Source organism: Streptomyces sp. iso_384 (assembly GCF_056172905.1).
This window is the reverse complement of sequence record NZ_JBWBTT010000001.1, coordinates 4550364-4571135: the sequence shown is the minus strand read 5'-3', so window position 1 is coordinate 4571135 and position 20772 is coordinate 4550364. Positions and strand designations below refer to the sequence as shown.

The 20772-nt window shown below is 69.3% G+C and carries 17 protein-coding genes; 6 read left to right on the top strand and 11 right to left on the bottom strand.

What is annotated here, in order from left to right:
* Positions 1-391: 391 nt before the first annotated feature.
* Complete coding sequence (locus AC0VY3_RS20535; protein ID WP_358769947.1) at positions 392-1732, bottom strand: DUF1254 domain-containing protein; 1341 nt, start codon at positions 1730-1732, stop codon at positions 392-394.
* A 614-nt stretch (positions 1733-2346) separates the two neighbouring features.
* On the opposite strand from AC0VY3_RS20535, the gene AC0VY3_RS20530 reads away from it, so the two are divergent.
* Complete coding sequence (locus AC0VY3_RS20530; RefSeq protein ID WP_475550231.1) at positions 2347-3228, top strand: hypothetical protein; 882 nt, start codon at positions 2347-2349, stop codon at positions 3226-3228.
* Between the two features lie 1025 nt (positions 3229-4253).
* On the opposite strand, the gene AC0VY3_RS20525 is transcribed toward AC0VY3_RS20530, so the two are convergent.
* Positions 4254-5189, bottom strand: coding sequence for a nitrilase-related carbon-nitrogen hydrolase (locus AC0VY3_RS20525; RefSeq protein ID WP_103509383.1), 936 nt, complete (start codon positions 5187-5189; stop codon positions 4254-4256).
* 322 nt (positions 5190-5511) lie between these two features.
* Between AC0VY3_RS20525 and AC0VY3_RS20520 the strand changes: the two genes are divergently transcribed.
* Positions 5512-6132 carry an IS630 family transposase gene (locus AC0VY3_RS20520; RefSeq protein ID WP_475550230.1) on the top strand — a complete coding sequence of 207 codons (621 nt, stop codon included), beginning with the start codon at positions 5512-5514 and terminating at the stop codon, positions 6130-6132.
* Between the two features lie 927 nt (positions 6133-7059).
* Here the strand turns inward: AC0VY3_RS20520 and AC0VY3_RS20515 are convergent.
* Both AC0VY3_RS20515 and AC0VY3_RS20510 read right to left on the bottom strand, forming a co-directional pair.
* Positions 7060-7341, bottom strand: coding sequence for an SHOCT domain-containing protein (locus AC0VY3_RS20515; RefSeq protein ID WP_103509384.1), 282 nt, complete (start codon positions 7339-7341; stop codon positions 7060-7062).
* Between the two features lie 51 nt (positions 7342-7392).
* Positions 7393-7836, bottom strand: coding sequence for a DUF6325 family protein (locus AC0VY3_RS20510; protein ID WP_181010890.1), 444 nt, complete (start codon positions 7834-7836; stop codon positions 7393-7395).
* A 161-nt stretch (positions 7837-7997) separates the two neighbouring features.
* Here AC0VY3_RS20510 and AC0VY3_RS20505 point away from each other — a divergent pair, with 161 nt between their 5' ends.
* On the top strand, positions 7998-9044 hold the full coding sequence (locus AC0VY3_RS20505; RefSeq protein WP_258047180.1) for a hypothetical protein: 1047 nt from the start codon (positions 7998-8000) through the stop codon (positions 9042-9044).
* On the opposite strand, the gene AC0VY3_RS20500 is transcribed toward AC0VY3_RS20505, so the two are convergent.
* The 5 genes from AC0VY3_RS20500 to AC0VY3_RS20480 all read right to left on the bottom strand — a co-directional run bounded on the left by AC0VY3_RS20500 (position 8990) and on the right by AC0VY3_RS20480 (position 15130).
* Entirely contained in the window at positions 8990-10378 is a 1389-nt protein-coding gene (locus AC0VY3_RS20500; RefSeq protein ID WP_103509385.1) for a DUF2252 domain-containing protein, read from the bottom strand. The genes AC0VY3_RS20505 and AC0VY3_RS20500 overlap by 55 nt on opposite strands.
* A gap of 33 nt (positions 10379-10411) precedes the next feature.
* Positions 10412-10819: an SHOCT domain-containing protein gene (locus AC0VY3_RS20495; RefSeq protein WP_103509386.1), complete on the bottom strand. Its 408-nt coding sequence runs from the start codon at positions 10817-10819 to the stop codon at positions 10412-10414.
* The gene (locus AC0VY3_RS20490; protein WP_103509387.1) at positions 10816-11181 is read right to left on the bottom strand and encodes a carboxymuconolactone decarboxylase family protein; all 366 of its coding nucleotides are present in this window, start codon (positions 11179-11181) and stop codon (positions 10816-10818) included. The genes AC0VY3_RS20495 and AC0VY3_RS20490 overlap by 4 nt, the downstream gene beginning before the upstream one ends.
* 146 nt (positions 11182-11327) lie before the next feature.
* Positions 11328-13682, bottom strand: a complete 2355-nt coding sequence (locus tag AC0VY3_RS20485) for an arylsulfatase (RefSeq protein WP_359971272.1) — start codon at positions 13680-13682, stop codon at positions 11328-11330.
* Positions 13683-13822: 140 nt separating this feature from the next.
* Complete coding sequence (locus AC0VY3_RS20480) at positions 13823-15130, bottom strand: cation:proton antiporter (protein WP_475550229.1); 1308 nt, start codon at positions 15128-15130, stop codon at positions 13823-13825.
* Between the two features lie 196 nt (positions 15131-15326).
* Here AC0VY3_RS20480 and AC0VY3_RS20475 point away from each other — a divergent pair, with 196 nt between their 5' ends.
* From AC0VY3_RS20475 to AC0VY3_RS20465, 3 genes are read left to right on the top strand one after another with little or no spacing between them, the layout of a single operon-like run.
* Positions 15327-15737, top strand: a complete 411-nt coding sequence (locus AC0VY3_RS20475; protein WP_358769957.1) for a DUF7144 family membrane protein — start codon at positions 15327-15329, stop codon at positions 15735-15737.
* A 46-nt stretch (positions 15738-15783) separates the two neighbouring features.
* Entirely contained in the window at positions 15784-16182 is a 399-nt protein-coding gene (locus tag AC0VY3_RS20470) for a DUF2550 family protein (protein WP_103509391.1), read from the top strand.
* Positions 16183-16238: 56 nt separating this feature from the next.
* Positions 16239-17600, top strand: a complete 1362-nt coding sequence (locus tag AC0VY3_RS20465; protein WP_388641036.1) for an anaerobic sulfatase maturase — start codon at positions 16239-16241, stop codon at positions 17598-17600.
* Positions 17601-17666: 66 nt separating this feature from the next.
* Here the strand turns inward: AC0VY3_RS20465 and AC0VY3_RS20460 are convergent, their stop codons facing one another.
* Together AC0VY3_RS20460 and AC0VY3_RS20455 are read right to left on the bottom strand one after the other, a co-directional pair.
* A complete protein-coding gene (locus AC0VY3_RS20460; RefSeq protein WP_103512542.1) occupies positions 17667-17864 on the bottom strand; it encodes a hypothetical protein in 198 nt (65 codons plus the stop codon).
* Between the two features lie 123 nt (positions 17865-17987).
* Positions 17988-20684 (bottom strand): winged helix-turn-helix domain-containing protein, encoded by a 2697-nt coding sequence (locus AC0VY3_RS20455; protein WP_475550228.1) that lies wholly within the window; start codon positions 20682-20684, stop codon positions 17988-17990.
* Between the last annotated feature and the right edge of the window lie 88 nt (positions 20685-20772).

Here is a 20772-nt window from a genome sequence, read left to right as displayed (position 1 = left end):
TGACATGTGGGGACTTGGTGAAGGGGTCGTTTCGAAATCACCTCATCAGCAAGTAACTTGATGCTATGCCAGGAGGCCGGACTGTGCAGTCCTCGGCGAGGTCGAAGGCTGCTGCCCGGACGGACCGTCAGGCGGCTGTTCGCCCGCACAAGGCCGCTCAGCGAGGTCACCTGCGGCCAGAAACCGGACCAGCCGCAAGCGGTCCGGTGCCTCCGCCTGGACCCTGGACGACCGTGACCGCACCTCCGCCAACCTCCGCCGTAGCCCATTCGTGCCATCCACTGTCCGCCCACCGCCGCGCCGCTTCCCGGCGCCGCTCAGCTCACCTCACCATCGGGCCCTGACCAGGGACTCCTGGAAGGCATGGACCGTGACCTCGGCGGTCGGCGGCCTATGCGGGGCTGTGCTGGGGTGTGATGGGGGGGAGGTTGTAGGTTCCGTCGAAGACGGCGGGGCGTGGCTGGTACATCCGCAGGACCGGGCGGAAGGGCCCGGGCGGGGTGGGCAGCCAGTTGGCCGCTGCTGCCGGGTCTGCTGGGCGGTCGGGCTGGAGGTGCAGGGTCAGCGAGCCGTCATGCTCGTAGTGCAAGCCGGGGGTGCGGTCGCCGGCGGAGTAGCGGTTGATGGGGTTGGCGACGAGGTAGTAGTCGGGCAGGTCGTACATGGTGACCGACCAGAAGGCGTCCACCGGCGGCGTGGTCTGGAACCGCAGTGTGTACGCCTGGGTGCCGTCCAGGGGGCTGCCGTTGCCGTCGTTCCAGGTCATCGCGTAGGCGGCTTCGTAGCCGTGGTTGCCCCACAGGCCGGCGCGGGCGGAGGCCGCCCGCACGACCCGGGCGGTCGCCCGGTCGGAGAAGACCCATTGAGGGGTGTTGAGGGTGCCGGGCCCGAAGAAGTCGAGGTTGTAGTTGAAGGCGTCGTAGGCGAGCTTCCAGCCGTTCTGCTCCGGGCTGCTGCCGTGAGTGGTGGCGTACTCCACCCGCTCCTTGCCCGCGGTGTGGCCGGCCCGCAGCGCCTGCTGCAGCCCGGCGGGCGGGTCGCTGTAGGGGCTGGCGGATTCCAGCAGCCCCAGTGGCGCGAATCTCTGCTGGTAGTCCTGGTCGGCGCCGGCGGGCGGGAACGCCCGCGTCCGGGTGCGGAGCTTCTCGAAGAACAGCAGATCGTTCCCGTCGACGGCGGCCTCCGGCGCGGGGAGCCCGGTCGGCGCGGCACGGTCGCCGAAGGGGGCCAGGGCGGTGGCCTGCTGCAGGGCGCGGACAGCGGCCAAGTCATCGGGGCCGTCGCATGCCCAGCGGCCCACGATCGAGGCCACCGAGGTCGGCGAGGCGATCCGGACCGTACCCGCGGGGACCTCGCCGCTCCAGCCCGGCCCGGTGAGCAGGAACGCCCCGGCCGCGGTACCGGTGGCCCGGCGGCCGACGTAGGCGAAGTTGTTCGTCCACGTGTCGACGAACTGGAACACGTAATACCGCCCACCCGTGTCGGGCACCCGCAGGAGCAGCGGCCCGCCGCTCAGGTCCAGCTGTGCCATGGAGTAGACGGTGTCGTTGTTGATGCTGACGAAGGTGTCGTCAGGCCCTGCCAGGGTGTCGGCATGGCTGAACCTGTTGAAGGCGGTCGGGGCCAGCGACCCCATGCCCTTGCGGGTGAAGCGCTCCACCTCGTCCAGGTTGAACACCAGCGGGAAGCCGTACACGTACGCCTCCGCCGCCAGGGCCTCAAGATCCGACACCGTGCACCGCCCTCGTCTGCGAAACAGCCCGAACCGCCATCGTCACCCGGACCACCTCGGCCCGCGACCGGGACGCACCGGGGAGCAGCGAGCCACCCACCTGGCCCCCCTGCCGGGCGTGTCAATCGCAGGGCCCTGCCGCACATCCGGCAGCAACGGGGTGCCAGGTTCCCCCACCATCAGCTGCAGAGCGTGCGAATAGTGCCCTGCTCTCGATGTTCCGTAGGCGAACGCGACTGCCGTGCGGAAGACGCCCCCGCGCGCGGGGCTCCCGTCCGCGGGCACCGTGCGGGTCTGCCGACTCCGGGACCTGTGACTCTCCGACCGGGCGGGTCCGCCACCACGGATGTGCGACGGAGTCAACTGTTCACAGCCCCGCGCTGGCGGGCTTGCTCTGAGTACTCGGGGTGGTGCCGTCGCGTGCATGTCGCCCAGGACGGCTGGCGCTCGCTGGTCGTGGCAAGTGCGAGAGCGCCTACGGCATTCTGTGGGGCGTGGGGTCGTGGCCGGTGGTGATCACTGGATCGGATGAGGCAGCACTGGCGTCCGGTCACGCAGGGCTCTAGTGTGATCGCGCTGCGCGATGTCGTTGCGCTTTCACGGATTGAGGTTCCATGAGGTTTCGGCAGCACCCCCTTTCCCGGCTCGCCATCTGCGTTGCGGCGGTCGGGCTCGCGATGTCGGCCGCCGGGCCGGCGTTCTCCGCGCCGAGCGCTCCGGGGCCGCCCTCGGCTCCGCCGCTGATGGGCGTCGAGGTCGTGAAGACCACGCGGAGCGTTCCCGACTACGAGAAGGTGCGTATCTTCTGCCCGGACGGGAAGGTCGCCATCAGCGGTGGCGCGGAGGCGACGGCCACCCACTCCGGCTACGACTCCGTGGCCCTGGTCAGCAGCTACGCGGAGCCCTACCGGGACACGACGCTGTGGGTCGCCAGCGCCCGGAACTTCGCGGGTCAGCCCAGCACGGTGACGGTGTGGGCGATCTGTGCGTGGAAGCCCAGCGGCTACGAGGTCGTCCAGGCCCCGCTCAGCCAGGTGCCGGTGGACCAGCCGGTCACGGTGCCCTGCTCGGCGGGCAAGGTCGCGCTCGGCGGCGGCGGCGAGATCCAGGGCGACAGGAGTTCGCTCACCAAGTCCTTCCCGGCGGCGTTCAACTCGGCCAAGCAGCCCACCCAGTGGGTGGTGGCCGGCACGACCGGCGCGAACCGCACCGCCGGGGTCGTCGCCTCCGCGATGTGCGCCGACCCGATCACCGACGTGACCTGGTCGACGGGCAGGGCGACCTCGAACAGCCCGGCCGGCGGCTTCCTCGTGTGCCCGGACGGACGTCAGGTCGTGGGCGGCGGTGCTTCCGCGAGCGGGCCCGGGTCCGTCCTGATCTCGTCGAAGCCCGGCCTCAAGAGCGAAGGCGCCCGCAGCGACGGCTGGTGGGCCCAGGCAGGCAGCCTCTACGAGCCGCTCACCGCAGACGTCTACGTGACGTGCGCCACCAGGTAACGGCCAGAGCGTAGGAGGGCCCGTCGACCCCGACCGGTCGTGCGGGCCGTGGCCCGGCTGTTCGACCTCGCCGGCGTCGACACGTACCTGAGGATCTATCCCACCCTGGACACTGCCCGCGTCTCCTGACAGCCCACAGCCCACGAAACCGCCAGCCCCCGCACCTCCGCCCCGAACCGCCCGGAGAGTGCCGACCCGTGCCGGGCATGCGCACGAGAGCGTCCCTGCGCGCACCAGAGCGCGGCACGCCCCGCGCGCGTAGGACGCCGCCCACCAGGGCCCCGGGCGTCCGTCCTGCGGTCCGCCGGGAGTCCGTCCTGCGGTCCGCCGGGAGTCCGCCGAGACCTGTGCGGGGGCCCGTCCGGACATCACTGTCCGGACGGGCCCCCGGCGGACCTGCGGCGGACGCCTTGGCAGACCTGAGCTGGTAGAACACCGAAGTCCCCGGATGGACGGGAAACGGGCCTAGATCCCGGTATCGGGGTAGAGCCGGAGACGGAGCCCGGGGCGACGCGCGCAGGCGGAGACCCGCCGGGCCACCTCCCGGCGGGAGCCCCGCCCCGGGCCCTCCACCCATCACCTGGTGATCCCCCGTGCGGGCCACTGAGCCCCGATCTCCGGCCCCGGGCCGGACCCGCCGCCGGGCCGGCCGCGCCAGCCGGCATGGGAGCCGGGGCCCGTGAGCCGAACTCGACGACGGCCAGAGCCATCGCGGCGGGCCCCCGGACAAGCGAAAGGACGAGTCAGAGCACCCGGATCCGGGTAGAACCCGCAGACGAAGCCCGGGGCGGCCCCCCAGACGAAGTCCCGGCGGACCCCCACCCGCGGGAAGCCCGCCCCGGGCCCCCGCCACCCCTCAGTGACCGCCTGTACGGGCCACTGGGCACTGACTGGGGTGCCACGTTCTTTCCTGGCCTGATAGTGGCCAGCTGGATCTCCCCGCTGGCGGCCAGTCAGCGGGGAGATCCAACTGGCCACGGATGGTAGCGGCGCTGTGTGCATCCCCAGGTGGCCGGCTTCCGTTCTCAGGGGGCGGGGCGTAGGACCGGGTTGAGGGCCAGGCGGTTGTCGGTGGAGTGGTGTCCCTCGGGACTGAAGGGTGGGATGGTCGCGGGCAGGCAGTCGGCGATCAGGAGGCAGTCCTGTTGACGGTCCTCGGCGGTGGCCGCCACCAGCGGTTCGCCGTCGGGGCCCCAGATGCCGGAGTTTCCCTGGTACTGCCAGGCGCCTGCGGGGACCTGTTCCCAGCCGCGGCGGTTGGCGTAGGCGACGAACAGACGCCAGATGCTGGCCATGGCAGGGATGATGTGGCGGGTGGCGTCCTGGTAGGGGACGCGGCTCATGGTGCCGTCGGCCAGACGGAAGTGGCCGTCGGCCGCGGTGGGGCCCAGCACGATCTGTGCGCCGTGCTCGGCCAGGTACTGGTAGAGCGGCGGGAACTCGCACTCGTAGCAGTTCAGCACGCCTACCGTGATGCCGTTGATAGTGACGAGCGGTGGCAGGTCCTGGCCGAAGGAGTAGTTGCGTCGTTCGGCGGCCCCGTACAGGTGGGTCTTGCGGTAGTTGGCAGCCACCTGTCCGTCGGCGGCGACCACGCTGATGGAATCGTAGAAGCCGCTCCCGTCGCGTTCGGGGTAGGGCAGGACCACGGCCAGGCCGTTCTCCTTGGCCGCCAGGCGGGCCCGGTCGACCGAGGGGCCTTCGCGGTGCTCTGCCAGTTCCCGGCACTGACCGGGGTCGATGGCGTAGCCGGTCGTGTACTTCTCCGGGAATACCACCACCTGGCAGTCGTAGGCCGCGGCCAGAGCGGTGACCTCGGCCAGCCGGTCCATGTTCTGCCGCACTGCCTCCCGGCTGCCGACCGGCCCCTGGCCCTGGTACAGCGCCACCCGCAGACCCTCGCAGGCGGCGGGCGCGTCACGTAGTGCGGAGCGGAACACGATACGGATGGGCTGCGTCATCGGCGAGTGCTCTTTCCTGATCGGCGATCCCCACGACCGCCACACGAGAAGAAACGAATCACCACCGCGCCGGACACCATGATCACTCCGATGGCGGTACCGACCCGCCCCACCACATCGTGACCCAGCGTTACAGTACCTCTGTGCTGGCCTTACACGGGGAATCCCCGGTGGCCGCTGTCAGGGATCGGACGGCGTCTGGAATCTGCCCGGGCCGGAAGGAACATTCTGGACGTCTACTCTGCCGGAGGGGGTCGTCCAGGCGAGGGTGGAGATGAAACCGGACTGCCGATCGGTATGCAGTTGATGGCGCGCCCCTTCCATGACGCGACGGTGCTCCGTGTGGGCCGGGTCTACCCTGGCCGGCGATCCGGGCCAGGGCGAAGGCGGAGAACGCCGAGGTTCTCTTCGCCGACCAGGTCGGTATCCGCTCGGACCAGGTCACCGGCCGCGCCTGGGGCGCCAAGGCTCCACCCCCATCGTCCGCCGGACCGGGAACCGGTTCTCCGTGAATGCGATGTCCGCGATCAGCACCCGTGGCCGGATGCACTTCATGGTCTTCACCGAGTCGTTCGACGCGAAGGTGATGTGCCGCTTCCTGGACCGGCTCGTCGGGCACTTCGACCACAAGGCCCACCTGATCGTCGACCGGCACTCGGCCAACCGCTCGAAAACCGTCCGGGCCTGGCTCGCCGACCACCATGACCAGATCGAGCTGCACTTCCTACGCTCGTACTCACCCGAACTGAACCCCGACGGGCTGGTCAACGCCGACCTGAAACGCAGCCTGCCCCACACCCACCGGGCCAGGAACCAGGCCGAACTCGCCGCCGAAACACGAAGGTTTTTCCACAGACGCCAGCGTCAGCCACACATCGTCCGCGGCTACTTCGGCGGCCCGCACGTCCGCTACGTCCTGGACAAGAACCCCATAAGTTTCTGATCAATATCAGCCAGTTGCCGATGGCTGACATGGGTCTTCCGGTGTTCGCCCGGCCGCCGTGGCGCGGCGTTCTCCGTCGAGCAGCGGGCGCAACGCGATCTCAAGTCATTGTGTGCCGACGGCTTCGCGGATATCGAGTGCGGCGAGAGCGTACCGAACACCCAGCGACATACTGCGGCATGGGAGCGGAGGACGCGCATGACGCGGCGTTGCAGGAAGCGGGTGATCGGACTGCCTGCCCACACGAGGGGCGAGGCCAGCGGGCGGGCTTCGACTGCCAGTGTCCAGGGGGCAGGCGCGAGGCGCTGGGGGCGGGTTCGATGATCCAGTCCTCCGCGGCACGGCGCAGGCCGGGCAAGGATGCCTCGACGACGGTGTGCGTGAACTGTTTCGTCTCTTCCCAGCGGAGGAAGCGCTCGCGGACGCTGAGCACTCCCAGCAGTGTCACTTCGCGGATCGATCCGACGCTGATCGGAGGCGGCGGGCCCCAGCGCATGCCGGTGAACACGTACGCCCAGCGGACCAGTGCGTCGCCGGTCAGTACCTTCCAGATCCATTCGGGCGGGGCGGCGATCTCCACCTGGCGCTCATAGCGAAAGCGTGCGGACTTGAGGAAAGTGTCCCCGCTCGTGGCGAGCGGGTCCCAGTGTCCAGCGGTGACGTCATTCTTCCGTCGAGGACGTTCCACTACACATCAGGGCAATCCTCCAGGAGCGATACGGAGTTCGAGGAGAATTTTTGGGGGGGGCTACGCTGATCCTTCTCGTCTTCGGAGCCGTGTCGCTCGGCCCGGCTCTGGCGCCCCCGTACTGGCGGCTCGTCACATACGCGGTGCTTGCGGGCGTGCTGGGGAGGCTTCTCGGTGGTAGGTCGGGGTTCGCGGAATCGACGCGCGTTGACAGGATCGCGCATGTGGGGTCTTCGGGGTCAGGGGGCGAGGATCGTGCGCTTCTGCGCTTCGAACTCGCTCTCGGTGAGGATGCCCTGAGCCTTGAGCTCGCCGAGTTGTTTCAACTGCTCGATCTTGCTGGTCATATCAGGACTCGCCGGAGCCGGCTCGGCGTAGGACGCCGGCTGAGCTGAGGGTGCCGCGGATCCCTGCTGCTCTGCCCAGCGTCCCTGCTGGCGGCGTGACACACGGTTCGACACGGAGGTCGCGGTTCCGGCGATGACTGCGGTACGCGCGACCCCTCGGAGGAGACCTGGCATGGCTCATTCCCTTCTTCTCGGAACATTTCAGCAACCGCTGGCGGGTGTGGTTCAGGGAGTGGCCTCGGTCGCGTCGAGCGCGTCCAGGACGGCTGACACGGGGATTCGCCCGGAGGCGACCATTCGGGCTCCGCCCCGGCGCAGGGCGGCGGCGAAGGGGGCGGCCCACAGGTTCTCGTAGACCAGGATTCCGGCGGAGCTGCCCGGCTCCAGTGCGGTGCCCGCCTCCTCGATGTCGTCCTGGCCCAGGAGCCCGGAGGACGCGCCCTCGAAGAGGGCGAGGTCCAGTTCGCCGTCGCCGGTGAGGTCGGCGATCTCCATGCCGCTCACGGAACCGTCACTGTCCTTCCTGACGAACGTCAGGTCGAGGATCCGGATCAGGCCGCGGTCCACGAGATCGACCAGAAGGGGGAAACCCTCACCTGTCATTCGGTTGCCAGGGAACTCGACGACCAGATAGTCGATCGGGCCGAGTTCTTCGATTTCGTCACTCAAGGCGTCGCCTCCGTTGCCTTTCCGCGCTCGTGGTTCCCCCCTGGCCCGATTGCATCATCGGCCTGCGGCCCGCGCACCTCAGGAGTGCCCCCGCTCACCCGTGTGGTTCGCCCGGTTCGCGCGGTTCGCCCGACCCGCGCCGTACGGATGCTGTTGTTTCCATGACTGACAACGGCGATGGCCGGCCCTCGGCCGGGGAGCTCGGGGAACTGGACGAACTGCGGCGCCGGCTGAGCGCACTGGAGAAGGGCGGGCCGTCGGCGTCACATCACCGCTTCCGCTCGTTCGGCTCGGTCCTGCTGATCCTCCTCGCCGCGCTGCTGTCGATGCTGTCCGTCGTCGCGGTGCGGGCGGACAGCATCGTGGGGGACACCGACCGCTACGTTGCCACGGTCGGGCCGCTGGCCGGTGATCCGGATGTGCAGAAGGCGGTCACCAACCGGGTCACCGCCGCCGTGCTGGCGGAGGCCGATGTGGAAGCCCTGGTCAAGGAGCTGACGGCCGCGGCGTCGCAGTTGGGTGTCCCGCCGCGGGTGGCCGAGTTGCTCGGCGAGCTGGCCGGGCCGATCGCGAACGGTCTCCAGCGGTTGGTCAGCGGCACGGTGGAGCGGGTGGTCACCAGCAGTGCCTTCGAGACGGATACACGGATCCGGCAGCGGCCTGGGACGCCCCGGGAGGCAGGTGGTCAAGGCTGGGTTTTTCGCCGACGAGACCGTGCTCTCGCCTCCGCCCGTCAGAGCTTCGTCTGGGTGAACGGCAACCGCAGGGCACACGCGGCGTTCGGACGTGGCGGTGTCGGCGGGGTTTCGCCTGGGTCCGGTCGGGCGGTTCGTGCACCGTTTCAGGTACTGGATCGGGGCCGCCATACTGGCTGCCGCGGCGATCGTCCTCTCGGCCTGGAGTTACCCGAGCCCGATGGTCGTGGTGTGGACCGCGGTGCTCACGCTGGTGGGCTTCGCGATTCGCGAGTTCTTGGAGGTCGGCTCCGCCCCGCCTGCCGACTCCCGCGCTGGGGACGCCGCACTCTGAGCGGCGCGCGGCGCTCGCGGAGGCGTTCGTACGGAGGACGTGGTGCCTCTCCGGGCTGCTTGGCGCTGGCAAGACAAGACGAGGCAGGAGAGGCACCGCCCTTGAGACCTCCGGCCTTGCCCTTTCAGGCCGATGCGATGGGCAGGCGTCCCGCCCGGACGGCGGCCACGAGAGCTTGATGGTCGAGCTCGTTCTGGTCGGCGTAGCTCTCGGCGAAGGTCACCAACGCTCGATCGAAGAGGTCCCCGCCGCCCAGATAGGCGGCGATGGCGATGCGGTCGCCCGATCTCGCGTGCGCCCGGGCCAGCGTCGCTCCGCACAGTGCGCCGAACGTACGCATGCCGCGGGGCACCATCTCCTCGGCGGTGGCGACCCACTTCCAGTCCCTCAACTGCCGTACGTAGAAGTCCCGCCGTCGACCGTCGATGCCCTCGACACGCTCCCAGCCCAGGAAGATGTCGCTGGTCGCCTGCATCAGGCGCTGCCCGGCGACCACCCGTTCGCCCTGTGTCCGGTACGTGCCGGCCCCCACATGAGGCGCCAGCACCGACTCGTCGGCCTCCTTGGCCTGGAGGAACAGCGGATCCTCCTCGTCCCGGCCGAGCAGGAGCACGATCCAGCAGCGGGTGCCCACACTGCCGACTCCCACGACCTTTCGGGCCATGTCGGCCACGCGGTACTGCTCCAGCAGGAACCGCCTGTCGGACGGAAGACTCTGGCCATAGCGATCGATCAGCCCCTGGATTTCCTGCCGCACTGCATCGCGCCGGTCACCCTCCAGGAGGTCTTCGAGGGGGGTGATGAGGGGTGGATCGGGGGCGATGTGGCGTTTCCCGTCGACGACGTGGGTGAGTTTGTCGAAGGCCTGAAGGGTGTCGTGCGAACGTGCCTTGGTCACGGCCTGCGACCACCGTGCGCGGCCCCGCGCGGACAGGTCCGCTCCGAACCGGTCCCGTATCCGGTCGACGTCGAACTGCTCGTACCAGACCGCCATGTTGCCGAGCGTGGCGTAAGAGCGCATGGTCTCGCGATAGGACCGCACGGTGGCCCGTACGATCGTGGCCCGTGTCTTGTCGCTGAAGCCGTTCGATCGTCCTGCGATGACGAGGCTGCTCGCCAGGCGTTTGACGTCCCACTCCCATGGGCCGGGAAGTGTCTCGTCGAAGTCGTTGATGTCGAACATGAGCCGTCGCTCGGGCGACGCCAGAAGCCGGAAGTTCAGCATGTGGGCGTCGCCGCACAGTTGGGTTCGAAACCCGGTCGTCGGCGTGCCCGCGAGGTCCGACGCCATGATGGCGGCGGCCCCCCGGTAGAACCGGAACGGAGACTCGGACATCCTGCCGTAGCGGATCGGCACGAGCTCGGGCAGCCGCGTCGCCGACTGCTTCTCGATGATCTGCAACGGGTCCGGCCGCTCCGGCCCGCGGGCGAACTCGGCGTGGCTGGAGCGGGGTGCCGAGGCCCGTGCGGCCTTACCGAGTGCGGCCCGCTCCTGCGGGGTGTGGTGCCGCATGTCGTCTCCGTCCTCCCGCGTGCCGGGACAGGGCTAGTGGAGGATCTTCTCCTTGGCCCGCTGGAACTCCTCGTCGGAGATGTCCCCCTTGGAGCGGAGGTCGGAGAGTGTCGCGAGCTGCTCCGTTTCGCTGCCTGGCCCCGCGCCTTCGCCGGCGGTGGTGCGGATGTAGTCGTCGAGCGCCTGCTGCTGGGCTTGGGCATGGCGCACCTCGCGCTTGCCCATGCCCTTGCCGCGGGAGAGGACGTAGACGAACACGCCGAGGAACGGGATCAGGAGGACGAAGACGAGCCATCCCGTCTTGCCCGCCCCGCTGAGCGTGTCGTCGCGGAAGACGTCGCCGATGATCCGGAAGAGCAGAACGATCCACAGGACCCACAGGAAGATCCACATGACCGTCCAGAACGCTCCGAGGACCGGGTAGTCGTAGGCCAGATTCATGTCACCGCTCCTTCTTCCTCGCCACCGTCGGGCAACATGGGCAGCCCGAAGGCTTCACCGATACTGCGGGCGGCGGACACCACGCGGGCGCTGCCGACCACGGGGGCGATTGCCACGAGGGTGCCCTGGATCCGTTCCCAGGGCACGCCGAGTTCCTCGGCGGCGCCGAGGTTGAGCAGGTACGAGGCGGGGGAGGCGTCCATGGCCACCAGCGCCGCGATGCGCGTCAGCAGGTAGGTCTCGGCGTCCAGTCCCGACCGCTCGAACGTGTCGAGCGTCATCTGGACAAGCGTCTCGAACACGGGGGCGTCGGCCCCGGCGAGGGTGCTGACGCCATTCGCCCCGATGGGTTCGTCGGCCATGGTCCGGCTCCTTCGTCAGCGAGTGTGGTGAGGTTGTTCCTTCACGGCTCGGGTTCGAGCCTCGTCAGCTTTGAGTGGCACCGGCCGCAGCGGGTGATCGGATACGGTGTCGCCTGGGGCGATGCGTCGGCGGGCCGAAGTTATCGTCAGTCGACCATGAACCAGCCGCGTACCTGCGCCTGGTGGTCGATGTAGCGTTCGCCCGAGACATCGACGACGACCTTGTCGATCGTGCCCCCGGTGAACGGGAACTGCCCTTCGTAGTCGGGGGTGACCGGTGAGGCGTCGTCGCGGCCCACGCAGATCCCGTCTCCGACGACGCAGAAGTTGCCGGGCTGGGTGACGATGTCGTCGCTGCCCACCCGCTGGTCGTCCACGTAGAGGGTGAGCGTGCCCGCGGCGCCGGGCATCGCCGCGTCGGTGCTGCGGCCGGCGACCGCGAACTCGGCGGTGAGCACGTGCTTGCCCGGCGGGATCTCCCGGTCACCGTCCACGACCTGCAGCTCGCTGCCGACCCAGTTGAACGCGTAGTGCAGGCGACGGTCCTTGACGTAGAGGCTGTGACCGCCCGCCACACCGCCGTGGGCGTACAGAACGCCCTCGGCGTCGGCCGAGTCGACATCGACTCCGGCGGCTATGGTGTACGACCGGCCGCTGGTCACGACGCCGGACTGCTCGGGCACCGCCGCGCAGTCAGGGTAGTACACGTAGCGGTCCCGCTCGGGTGTTCCGTGCGGGCGTTCGGCCAGGATCTGTTCCAGGGCGGTACGGTCGTCCAGCGGCAGCCCCTTGTAGATGCCCGCGTAGTAGTACCAGAGGTTCTTGAGAGCCTCCAGCCGGGCAGGTTCCCGTGCCGCCAGGTCCGTCGACTGTGCGCGGTCGGTGGTGAGTTCGTAGAGTTCCCACACGTCGTTGGCGAAGTCGCCCCAGCCGCTCAGCGGCGGGTGAACCGTGCAGGCCAGCCACCCTTCGTGGTAGATGGACCGCTGCCCGAGCATGGTGTAGAACTGGGTCTGCCGTCCCGGCGCATCGGGGTCCGTGAGCGAAGCCCGGAAGCTCTCGCCCTCGATCGGGTTCTGCGGGTAGCCCTTGATCACCTCGGGTGGTTCGGTGCCGAGCAGGTCGTAGAGGGTGGGCACGACGTCCACCGCGTGGACGTACTGCTGGCGTACCTCCCCCCGGGCCTCGATCCCCGCGGGCCAGGCGACCAGGCACATGTCGGCCACGCCACCCTCGTAACCGGCCCAGCGCTTCCAGTACGGGAACGGGGTGTCGAACGCCCAGGCCCAGCCGGTGTTGTAGTGGTTGTACGACTTCGGTCCGCCGAGCTCGTCGATGTGTTCCAGCGACAGCTCGGCCGGCGTGTCGATGCCGTTGAAGAACCGCCACTCGTTGAACGTCCCGTTCGGTCCGCCCTCACCACTCGCCCCGTTGTCGGAGACGGCCACGATGATCGTGTTGTCGAGCTCGCCGGCGGACTCGAGGAAGTCGAGTACCCGTCCCAGCTGGTCGTCGCTGTACGAGACGTATCCGGCGAAGACCTCGGCCATCCGGACGAACAGCCGTCGCTCGTCGGCACTGAGGTCGGCCCAGGGCCGGACCGTGTCGAGCATCGGCCACAGCTGGCCTTCAGGGCCGGTCTCCGCGGGCTCGCCGTGGGGGTTGATCCGGGAGAGCTCGGTGTCCTCCGGCAGCAGACCGATGTCCTTCTGGCGGCGCAGGATCCCGGACCGGATCGCTTCGTAACCCTCGTCGAAGACGCCCTTGTACCGGTCGGCCCACTCCTTGAAGACGTGGTGCGGCGCGTGGGCCGCGTCGAGCGAGAGGTACATGAAGAACGGCTTGTCGGGGTCGACGACCTTGGCGTCCTGGATGAACTGGACGGCCTTGTCGGAGAAGTCCTTGGCGATGTGGTAGCCCTCTTCGGGCGTGGCCGGCGGTGACACCGGGTGGTTGTCGTGGATCAGGTCCGGGTACCAGCAGTTCGACTCGCCGCCGAGGAAACCGTAGAACCGCTCGAAGCCGCGCCCCAGCGGCCAGCGACCCTTGTACGCGGCCATGTTGGTCTCTTCGCCGGGGGTGAGGTGCCACTTGCCGACACAGTAGGTGTTGTAGCCGCGCTCGCTCAGGACCTCCGAGATGAATCCGTTCTCGAACGGGATGCGGGTGGATATCCCGGGGAAACCGGAGCTGAACTCGGCGATCGTCGCCATCCCGTTCGACGTCGCGTTCCTGCCGGTCATCAGCGAGGCTCTGGTCGGGGAGCACAGTGCCGTGGTGTGGAAGTTCGAATAGCGCAGGCCCATGTTCGCGATCCGCGTCATCGTCGGCGTTCTGACCGGACCGCCGAAGCAGTCCATCGTCCCGTAGCCGACATCGTCCCACGCGATCACCAGCACGTTCGGGGCGTTCTCGGCCGCCTTGGGCGCTAGGAAAGGGCCCCAGTCCGGCTGTGAGTCATGGATGTCGAGGGCGATCTTCCCCCTGAAGGGCTTGGCCATGACGATGCTCCTCGTTCCCCGAGTTCTCAGAAGCTGTCGTCTTCACCATGGCCCCGGCCTTCGGGGCATGCCTCACCCCGTACGGGTGACTGACAGAAACTCTCGGGTGGCACGTTGGCACGCACGGTGGGCGTTCGACGTCATCGAGTGCTCCCCCGCCGCTCCGCGCCGCGGGGAACGGGACTGGCCTCTCGTAGCTCTCGGCCCCTGGCAGTGGTCTCTTCGTGCCAGCGGCCGTACCGGTTGGCCAGGACAACGGCCGAGATGCCATGCAGAAGGACGCTCAGGCCGACGGTGACCGCGACCACCCTGCCCACCAGCTCCACTCCGTGGACGTGCTCCTCCAGGACGAGCAGCCCCAGCACGACAGAGGCCAGACCGCGCGGCCCGAACCAGCCGATGTACGCCACCGTCGGCGGCCGGAGCCCGGAGCCGACGAGGGCGAGTGCCACCGGCACCATCCGGACGACTGTGAGGCTGAGGACCGCGTAACAGACGATCCGCCAGCTCAAATCCTCCAGCGTCGGACCGAGCAGCACCGCTCCGAAGACCAACAGGCTGACCGAGGCCAGGAGCCCCCCGAGCTGTTCGGTGAAGTCCGCGGTTCGTTCGGGTTCCTTCGGCGGCTCGGCGGCCGGCCCGGTAGCCCGGAACCGGCGCAGGGCGAACCCGAAGGCGAAGCCGGCGACCCATGCGGCGATGAAGCCGCTGCCGTCCGTCACGACGGCCAGCGCGTACGACGTCGCCGCCACGGCCGGGACGAAGAGTTGCGTCCACTCGCGCGAGACCCATCCACGCGCTTGCGACGCTCGCAGCAGCCGGCCGCCGATCGCGCCGACCAGCAGTCCCAGCACCGTGCTCACCACGAGCGCGCGCCAGAAGACGCCCGCCACTCCTTCCTGCGCGGCGGACGTGCCCGGGATCGCGGCAAGGAAGAGGACGAAGAACGGCAGCACCATGCCGTCGTTCAGGCCGCTCTCCACGTTGAGCCCCCGCCGTACGAGAACCGGGACCCGTGGACTGGACATGGCGGTCTTGCCGAGGGCCGCGTCCGTGGGGGCGAGGACGGCGCCCACCAGCGCGAGCTCCCAGACGGTCAGCCCGGGCAGCAGGGGCCACGCCAGCAGCCAGCCCGCCCCGATGCTCAGCGGCAGTCCGATGCCGAGCAGCCGACCGGGCAGGAAGCCCCCGGATCGCAGGTCCCGTCCGCGGACGGTCATGGCGTCGGTGAACAACACCAGGGCCAGCGCTGCTTCGAGGAGCGTGAGGATCGGCCCGGCGTCGTGCTCCAGGTCCACGACATCGAGCACGGCGGGCCCCAGGAGCACCCCACAGCCGACGAACACCATCGCCGACGACACCGGTGTCGACGCCAGCCGTCGAGAGCCCAGGGCGTAGGCGGCGACGACGCCGGCCACCGCCACACCGGTCCAGGCTTCACCGCTCATCTCCGAGCCCTCCAGTCCCTGCGCCGCCGCACCCGGCGAGTTCCGTCTGCCCCTTGTGGCGTGTCCGCGTTCCAGGCCACCAGTGTTCCGTGTCGCGGACTTCACCCGTCGCGGGTGATCACCCTTCTCCGGACATCTCACATGCTCGGAGATACAGCGCCGTGCTGCGCCTCGCCGAGGAAATGAGGAACCCGCCATGACCACGACCACGCCTCACCACCGGTCCGAAGCGGGGGAGGGAGCCGCCGGCGGCCTGGTGGTGCTCGCCGCCGTCATGCTGTTCGTCGCCGGCGTCCTCGACCTCCTCCGGGGCATCATGGCCATCGCCGAGGACGACGTCTACGTGGCCACCCCCAACTACCTCTTCAAGTTCGACCTGACCAGCTGGGGCTGGATCCAGCTGGTCCTCGGAGCGATCGCCGTCCTCGTGAGCATGGGTCTCTTCTCGCGCGCCACGTGGGCGCGGGTCGTCGGGGTGGGCATGGCGGGACTGCTGATCATCGCCAACTTCCTGTCGATCCCGTACTACCCCTTCTGGTCGCTCACCCTGATCGTGCTGTACGCCTTCGTCATCTGGGCACTGTGCGTCGTGCGGCGGGGAGACTGAGGGAGGGCGCCAGAAGAAGCGGCCTGTGGTGAGAGGGGCTGAGGACATGCTCGTCGCTCTGCTCGCCGTGCTCGGCGTCAACCTTCTGGCCCTGGTGGTGCTCGTGGCGGCCATGGTCGGCCGTCGGCGTTGGCTCGCCCGCCAGCCGGGCGCGTTCCGGGGTGCCGCGCGGGTCGTGGAGGGCGAGACCAAGGGGTTGCGGAGCCGATGGGGAGTCGGCTACGGCCGGTGGGTCCGGGACGTCCTCGTCTGGACTCCGGCACCGTTGCTCCTACGGGCCGTGCTGCTGCCTGTGGACGCCGTGAGCGCCGCACGCCCGCTCGGCCCCAAGGAGGTACGTCGGCCTCGCGGTCTCACAGCGGTGGTCACGCTGAACGTCGCCCATGGTCTGCTCGAAGTCGCGGTGCGGGAGCAGGACGGGTCGCCCGTCCGGCGGAGTCCTTGAGCGCGTCACCCGTACAGGGTGACGCGCTCAAGGCGCCGGAGCTCCATTCTGGGAGGATGACCAGCGTAGAACTGCCCGATCCGGGTATCCGCCGCCGACCGTTCCATCTGCTGGCCAAGCCGGCCGGGGCGATCTGCAACCTGGACTGCACCTACTGCTTCTTCCTGTCCAAGGAACTGCTCTACGAAGGCAGCCGATTCCGAATGGCGGAAGAGCTGCTCGACGCCTACATTCGGCAGCTGATCGAGGCGCACGGCTCGGCGCCCGAGGTCACGGTGGCCTGGCAGGGGGGTGAACCCATGCTGATGGGCCTGGACTTCTTTCGCCGGTCACTAGACTTCGAGCGCCGGTACGCGCGCCCCGGGCAGCGGATCGTCAACACCATCCAGACCAACGGAACACTCGTCGACGAGGAGTGGGCACGCTTCTTCCGCGACAACGGCTTCCTGGTCGGCCTGTCGATCGACGGGCCGAGCGAGCTGCACGATGCCTACCGGGTCGACAAGGGAGGCAAGCCCACCTTCGATCGTGTCATGAGCGGGCTGGGCCAGCTGCGCGAGCACGGCGTGGAGTGGAACGCGCTCACCACGCTGCATGACATCAACGCCGGGCACGGCCGTGAGATCTACGCCTTCCTGCGCGACGACTGCGGTGCGGACTACATCCAGTTCATCCCGATCGTGGAACGCACCACCGCGCACACCCTGCCGCTGGCCAACGACGGCTGGGGCGCCCGCGCGAAGGACCGGCCCCTGTACCGGCAGGAGGGCGACCGCGTCACCGACCGGTCGGTGACGGCCGAGCAGTACGGCAGGTTCCTCATCGACGTCTTCGAGGACTGGGTACGCCGCGATGTCGGTCAGGTCTACGTCCAGATGTTCGACGTCGCCCTGGCCAACTGGTACGGGGAGCAGCCTTCCCTGTGTGTGCACTCCAAGACGTGCGGCGCCGCCCTCGCCCTGGAACACAACGGAGACCTGTACTCGTGCGACCACTTCGTCGAGCCCCAGTACCTGTTGGGCAACATCGGCGACCGGCACATCCTGGAGCTGGTCGACTCACCGCAGCAACGGAAGTTCGGCCAGGACAAGTACGACACCCTCCCGCAGTACTGCCTCGACTGCGATGTCCGCTTCGCCTGCCACGGCGGCTGCCCCAAGGACCGCTTCGACACCACACCGGAGGGCGAGCCCGGCCTCAACCACCTGTGCCCGGGCTTCAAGGCGTTCTTCCACCACGTCGACCGGCCGATGCACACGATGGCCGGGCTGTTGCGCCAGGGACAGGCCCCCGCGCTGATCATGCGCCAGTACGCGAGCGCCGACGCCGAGCGGGCGCACAACGCGCCCTGCTCGTGCGGAGGCGGACGCAAATGGGCCCGCTGCCACGGCCGACCCGTCGCGACAAGTCAGGCGTAGTCGTCACGATGTGTGGAGTGCCGGCTGCTGAGCGCCGCGCCCCTGGCCACGGCCCGCACTGGGCGATCACGGAGCCAGCCTGCGCATCTCCACCACATGCAGTCCCAGTGACTGGAACCGCGCGAGCAGCCCGTACAGATGCGCCTCGTCGACGACCTGGCCGAAGAGCAGGGTCTGCCCGAACACGACGCAGCTCTCCAGCTCCGGGAACGCCTCGGTCATCGTCCTCGACATCTGCCCTTCGACGCGGATCTCACAGAGCATGAGCACGCATCCCTTGCAGCGGTACGGCCGCTCCCGGCTGTCCCCCTCACTCTCATGCTGTGCCGTCGCTCGGCGCACATCATCACCCTGGCAGGGTGACCCCGGCCGACTGCCGGACCGGCTTCACAGCAACCCCGCCTCCCGGGCCCGGCGCACCGCCTCGCCACGCCGGGTCACCGCGAGTTTGCGATAGATGTTCCTCAAGTGGGTCTTGATCGTGTTGACGGACAGGAAGAGGTCGGCGGCGATCTCCTCTGTGGACATCATCTGCGCCAGTCGGCCCAGGACTTCGCGTTCGCGTTCGCTGAGCGGCTCGAGCACCGGGGCCCGGGCCGGCTCGCCGGAATCCACCGTGGACAGACCGGTCGAAAGCCATTCTGCTACCTGCCCCGGAGCGGGGCGGTGGTCGAGCAGCTTCCGAAGCCAGGGGCCGGCCTCCAGGAACGGCCGCCTCAGGCGCTCGGGTCCGGCGGCGGTCAGGGCGCGGGCCACGAGGCGCCGCGCCGAGGCGTCGTCACCCAGCGCGTCGGCGGCCTGAGCCCGCACCAGCAGGGCCGGGACCCTGACGGCCGGTCCGCGGCCGTTGACGCTGGACAGAGTGCCGAGGAGTGTGAGTGCGGCTTCGGTGTCGCCGGCCGCCAGCAGGGCACAGGCCGAGGCGGTCGCACATTCCGGCCCGGCGTCCCTCTGCTCGGCCAGCGCCGCCACCGCTGCCTGCGGGTGTCCCCGGGCCATGTGCACGGCGGCCGAGGACAGGGCCACCTGGGTGTCCACCCACGGCGAGGGCGTCTCGGAGACCGGTGCTTCTTCCATGTCGTCGAGGACTCGGAGGGCCTGCTCGTGTTCGCCCCGGGCCAGCAGCAGCCGGGAGCGCACGATGGCCAGCCACGACGTTACGATCGGGTCGCGGTTCCCGGCAGCGGACACGGCCGCCTGGTGGAGATGTGTTCGTGCGGCGATGAGATCGCTGCGGTCGATGGCGACAGCGGCCAGCACCAGCTCCCCGACAGAGGAACGGGCGGCGGCCGGCAGCCCGGAGCGCTCCGCCTCGGAGATCGCCTCGCGCGAGAGCGCCTCCGCCCGGCCCGGCCATCCCCGCAGGAAGTCGATCAGGGCGAGCCGCCCCAGGGATTCATGCCGGGGGACAGCCGTCGAGGGGCCGCCGGGCGCCTTCGCCGCTTCGGACAGGGCCGACCGGGCCGCCTCGAAGCGGCCTGCCCACAGCCGAGCCGATCCAAGGCCGGCGAGCATCAGAGCCGGAATCTCCGGATGCGCCTCCAGGCGCTCGGTGAGCCCCTCCCGCCCGTTGAGTCTCCCGGCACGCCGGGCAGCGGTCTCGGCCATCTCCGCCGAGCCGAGCAGGCAGGCGGCCCGGATGCGCAGCAAGGCAGAGCTCAGCTGGGCGGCCGAGCTGTTCAACGCCCCAGCCTCGGTCAGGAACGCCTCGGCCCGCTCCAGACCCTCGAGACCTCGATCGATGTCGTAACGAGCCAGCGCACACGCCGAACGGATCAGGTCCGAAGCAGGGCACGAGGTCTCCGGCGCCATCCGGGCGAACAACGCGCCGAGGCGGTCCGCGCCGAGCCCCGTGAACAGTTGCCCGATCGCCAGATCGTCGACGAACCGGTCCGCGGCGAACTCCCAGTCCTCCGCATCGGCGGCGTGCGGCAGAGCTTCCGAGAGCCGCCCGGCGTCGCTCAGCCATCTGGCTGCCGTGCCGTGCAGTTGCCGTTCGAGCCCGGGATGCCTGGTGTTCAGGTGGGCCCGCAGGATTTCGGCGAAGAGAGGATGCAGCCGGTACCACGAGTGACCGATGTGCTCGACGAACGCGTTGGCGTCCTGCAGCTCCGTAAGGATCGGCGCGGCATCGTCCCGTCCGGTGAGGGCGTTCGCCAGGCCGGGGTGGGTCCGCTCACAGATGCTGTTCCTCAGCAGCAGGTCCTGACTCTCGGCGGGCTGGGCGTCGAGCACCTCGGCCAGCAGGAAGTCCGCGATCGTGCTCTGTCCCGTCTCGAACTCCTTCAGGAAAGTGTCCGGGTCCTCCGCCTGCTGCGCCGCGAGGACGAACAGCCGCAGACCCGCGGCCCACCCCCGGGTACGTTTGGTCAGGGCGCGGGTGCCGTCATCCGGCAGGGACAGGCCGTGCCGGACGGCCAGCTCGGCCGTTTCCTCGGGCAGGAACGCCAGGTCGGCGGCACGGATCTCGGTCACTTCGTCGGCGGCCCGGTACCGGTGTAGCGGCAGCAGCGGCTCGGTACGGCTGATGAGGACCAGGCGCAACCCCGTGCCCGAGTGGTGGAGCACGAACTGCAGCTCGTCGGCGATCTCCGGCGAGGACACCCGCTCGAACTCATCAAGAACAAGGATCACCGGCTCGGGCTGTCGGCTCAGGTGCGCCGCGAGCCGGGACAGGAACGAGGGGTCCACCTCGTCCGGGCGAGCCGGAGTGCCGACGTCGTCGGGCACGGTGAGCCCGTGGTGTCGCAGGGCCCCCAGGAGGTAGGACCAGAAGGTTCCGGGGGCGTTGTCACCGGCCTCGACCGTCAACCACGCCGTCGGCCCCGGTCGCGGCGAGGTGGCGACCCAATCGGCCACGAGCAGTGTCTTGCCTGCTCCCGCAGGCCCGTTGACCAGTACCAAAGGCCCCGCCAGGGCCTCGGTTAGGCACTCGGTCACGCGCGGTCTGCGGACGAAGGTCTTCGGCGCAAGGGGCACAGTGAACCGAGCGAAGAGAACAGGGTCGCCGTTCGGCGTCGGTGCCCCGGCAGCGGCGCCTTCGCGGGAAGAACCGCAGGATGTGTGGGGCATGGCATTGACCACGCTGCCAGAAATGTCCGAAGAGTCAAATCGGCCATGGTGTCGATCCCCACGTGCGCGAGATGCGCTTCCATCGTGCTGCCGCCGATCA

What these genes read in the sequence shown, in the direction of transcription:
- AC0VY3_RS20530 (WP_475550231.1), top strand. Translation starts at nt 2,347, where the DNA reads ATGAGGTTTCGGCAGCACCCCCTTTCCCGGCTCGCCATCTGCGTTGCG.
- AC0VY3_RS20485 (WP_359971272.1), bottom strand. Translation starts at nt 13,682, where the DNA reads ATGGCCAAGCCCTTCAGGGGGAAGATCGCCCTCGACATCCATGACTCA.
- AC0VY3_RS20525 (WP_103509383.1), bottom strand. Translation starts at nt 5,189, where the DNA reads ATGACGCAGCCCATCCGTATCGTGTTCCGCTCCGCACTACGTGACGCG.
- AC0VY3_RS20515 (WP_103509384.1), bottom strand. Translation starts at nt 7,341, where the DNA reads ATGCCAGGTCTCCTCCGAGGGGTCGCGCGTACCGCAGTCATCGCCGGA.
- AC0VY3_RS20520 (WP_475550230.1), top strand. Translation starts at nt 5,512, where the DNA reads ATGACGCGACGGTGCTCCGTGTGGGCCGGGTCTACCCTGGCCGGCGAT.
- AC0VY3_RS20465 (WP_388641036.1), top strand. Translation starts at nt 16,239, where the DNA reads ATGACCAGCGTAGAACTGCCCGATCCGGGTATCCGCCGCCGACCGTTC.
- AC0VY3_RS20480 (WP_475550229.1), bottom strand. Translation starts at nt 15,130, where the DNA reads ATGAGCGGTGAAGCCTGGACCGGTGTGGCGGTGGCCGGCGTCGTCGCC.
- AC0VY3_RS20460 (WP_103512542.1), bottom strand. Translation starts at nt 17,864, where the DNA reads ATGCTCTGTGAGATCCGCGTCGAAGGGCAGATGTCGAGGACGATGACC.
- AC0VY3_RS20470 (WP_103509391.1), top strand. Translation starts at nt 15,784, where the DNA reads ATGCTCGTCGCTCTGCTCGCCGTGCTCGGCGTCAACCTTCTGGCCCTG.
- AC0VY3_RS20500 (WP_103509385.1), bottom strand. Translation starts at nt 10,378, where the DNA reads ATGCGGCACCACACCCCGCAGGAGCGGGCCGCACTCGGTAAGGCCGCA.
- AC0VY3_RS20490 (WP_103509387.1), bottom strand. Translation starts at nt 11,181, where the DNA reads ATGGCCGACGAACCCATCGGGGCGAATGGCGTCAGCACCCTCGCCGGG.
- AC0VY3_RS20475 (WP_358769957.1), top strand. Translation starts at nt 15,327, where the DNA reads ATGACCACGACCACGCCTCACCACCGGTCCGAAGCGGGGGAGGGAGCC.
- AC0VY3_RS20495 (WP_103509386.1), bottom strand. Translation starts at nt 10,819, where the DNA reads ATGAATCTGGCCTACGACTACCCGGTCCTCGGAGCGTTCTGGACGGTC.
- AC0VY3_RS20505 (WP_258047180.1), top strand. Translation starts at nt 7,998, where the DNA reads ATGACTGACAACGGCGATGGCCGGCCCTCGGCCGGGGAGCTCGGGGAA.